This is a genomic window from Pedobacter sp. 01T416_2, from assembly GCF_056398925.1.
On sequence record NZ_JBFTQI010000848.1, the window covers coordinates 1 to 2,374 of the forward strand.

The following is a 2,374-nucleotide window of genomic DNA, read 5'->3' on the forward strand; positions in this document are numbered from 1 at the left end:
TTCCCACATTTCTGTGAAAAGTAGCACAAAGAGGCCTACCGGGTGGCTAAATAATTTTTCTTTGGATACATTGTTACTGTCTAAGTGGAGATCTAGTTCCTTGCTATGGTCAATACTAATGGTTTCATTAGATGTTTGCATAAAACATTTGTTGGTTTTAGTTTATGAATTCAGAATTTGTGTGTTGTTTAAGCCAGTTAAGCAGGGCGCAATATAGTCAGCGAATGCCAAACTCACAAATTTTTAAATGATGTGTTAGGTAAATGATTTGTTAAGGTTTGTTAAGATTTAAAACTTTCTGATGGGTTTTACGTTTTTCTTTGGGTCGGCATAAAGTTCGTCGCTCGCATTCGGATCGTTATTAAGTGTGATATCTTCCTGCAGTTTTAGTCTTCCGCCAATGATTTTAAAACCATCAAAAGTGCCATCTGATCCATGATATTCAAATGTATCTTTCATTTCCGGATTGAATGATGCTAAATGATCGAACACGATCATCCCAGCTTTTAAATCCGTTTTTAAAGTCATTGCATTCGATTTAGCGTACTCAAATATTACCCTGTTTTTTCCTTTTAGTTCTTTTCCATCAAAAACCGGGGCACCAAAAGTGAGATTATCTTTATCGAAAGAAAGGATGTCGATTACCTTTTTAGTGGTAAATGGTGTATTTCCTTTCCAGCCTAAAAGTACATAATAGGGCAAGCGGTTTCCACTGGTTACCGGAACAATTTCATAATACCTGGCACCAAACCATTTTTGGTTATTGGTAATGCTATTCGGGTCGGCTAAATTTTGGGTATTATCGATCAGGGGATAAAGTTTCAAAGGGCCGCTTTTGGTATTCATTTGGATGGCGCCATAATAGCGGTATGTACCGTTTTGGAGTAGTACATACCAACTCAAAATCCTAAAATCCTGATCGGATGATTTAATTACCGATACGTTTTTAAGCGAATCGAATGGATAAGAAAAAGAATTGGGGGCTTTTAAGGCTTCTACCAAAGTTTTTACAAAATTGCCATTTATTTCTAATTTTTGTGCATCGCTTTGAGCTGCAATAACCCTTGCCGATATTTTAATCAGTGTATCTTGAAAAACTTCTAATTTATTTGGTGCCTGCTGTGCTTTTAAGCTAAAGCTTAGCATTCCAAAGATTAAAAGGATATAAAATCTGATAAGTTTCATACGATCAAATGCGCAAGGATTTTGCAAAACCAAAAATTTATAATTTCTCGATAACAAGCGCACTTGCGCCACCACCACCATTACAGATTCCGGCAACGCCTATTTTTCCGTCGTTCTGTGCCAAAACCGAAAGTAAGGTAACTACAATTCTTGCGCCGGATGCACCAAGTGGGTGACCTAATGAAACGGCGCCACCATTAACGTTAACCTGGCTGTCGTTTAGTTCTAAAAGTTGATTGTTCGCAATGGAAACTACAGAAAAAGCTTCGTTAATTTCGAAAAAGTCAACATGCTTAATGTCGATATGTGCCTTTTGTAAAGCCAATGGAATTGCTTTTGAAGGTGCAGTTGTAAAACACTCCGGTGCTTGTTGTGCATCAGCATAGCCTAATATTTTGGCCAAAGGTGTTAAGCCCAGTTCTTTTGCCTTATTGGCACTCATTAAAACCAATGCCGCTGCGCCATCATTTAAGGTAGATGCATTTGCTGCAGTTACTGTTCCATCTTTTTTGAAAACAGGTTTTAATGAAGGTATTTTGTCAAATTTAACGGCTGTTGGTTCATCATCGGTATCAACCAGGGTAATTTCGCCTTTGCGGTCTTTCACTTCTACAGCTACAATTTCGCCGGCAAATTTGCCCGAAGTTTGTGCTGCCTGTGCTCTTTTGTACGATTCTATTGCAAAATCATCCTGCGCTTCGCGGCTGATGTTACATGCTGTTGCGCAAAGTTCGGCGGCAGCGCCCATATGGTAATCGTTATAAACATCCCATAGTCCATCTTTTACCAAGCCATCTGTAATTTGCCCATGGCCTAAGCGATAGCCATTTCTTGCCTTATCGAGGTAATAGGGGACATTACTCATGCTTTCCATGCCACCTGCTACAATAATTTCATTATCGCCATTTGCAATGCTTTGCGCGGCAAGCATAATTGCTTTTGTGCCCGAAGCGCATACTTTATTTATTGTAGTGGCAGGTAAATCTGGTAAACCGGCAAATTTTGCAGCTTGTGTAGCTGGCGCTTGCCCTAGGTTTGCAGATAAAACATTACCCATATAYATTTCTTGGATATGTTCTGGTTTTAAGCCAGCTTTTTCAATAGCAGCCTTAATGGCAAAGCCGCCAAGTTGAGTAGCAGAAAATTGAGCTAATGAGCCTCCAAAACTGCCAATAGGCGTTCGCACAGC

Annotated in this window: 2 protein-coding genes; both read right to left on the bottom strand. The window is 39.4% G+C overall.

What is annotated here, in order from left to right; all coding sequences use genetic code 11:
- Window positions 1-288: 288 nt before the first annotated feature.
- Window positions 289-1,185, bottom strand: coding sequence for a hypothetical protein (locus AC1DPQ_RS24925; RefSeq protein ID WP_477611209.1), 897 nt, complete (start codon window positions 1,183-1,185; stop codon window positions 289-291).
- 37 nt (window positions 1,186-1,222) lie between these two features.
- Window positions 1,223-2,374, bottom strand: a 1,152-nt coding sequence (locus AC1DPQ_RS24930) for an acetyl-CoA C-acyltransferase (protein ID WP_477611210.1), incomplete at its 5' end; no start/stop codon positions are given.

Bases quoted from the DNA above. Each gene is read 5' to 3' on its own strand.
- AC1DPQ_RS24925 (WP_477611209.1), bottom strand. From the start codon at position 1,185: ATGAAACTTATCAGATTTTATATCCTTTTAATCTTTGGAATGCTAAGC.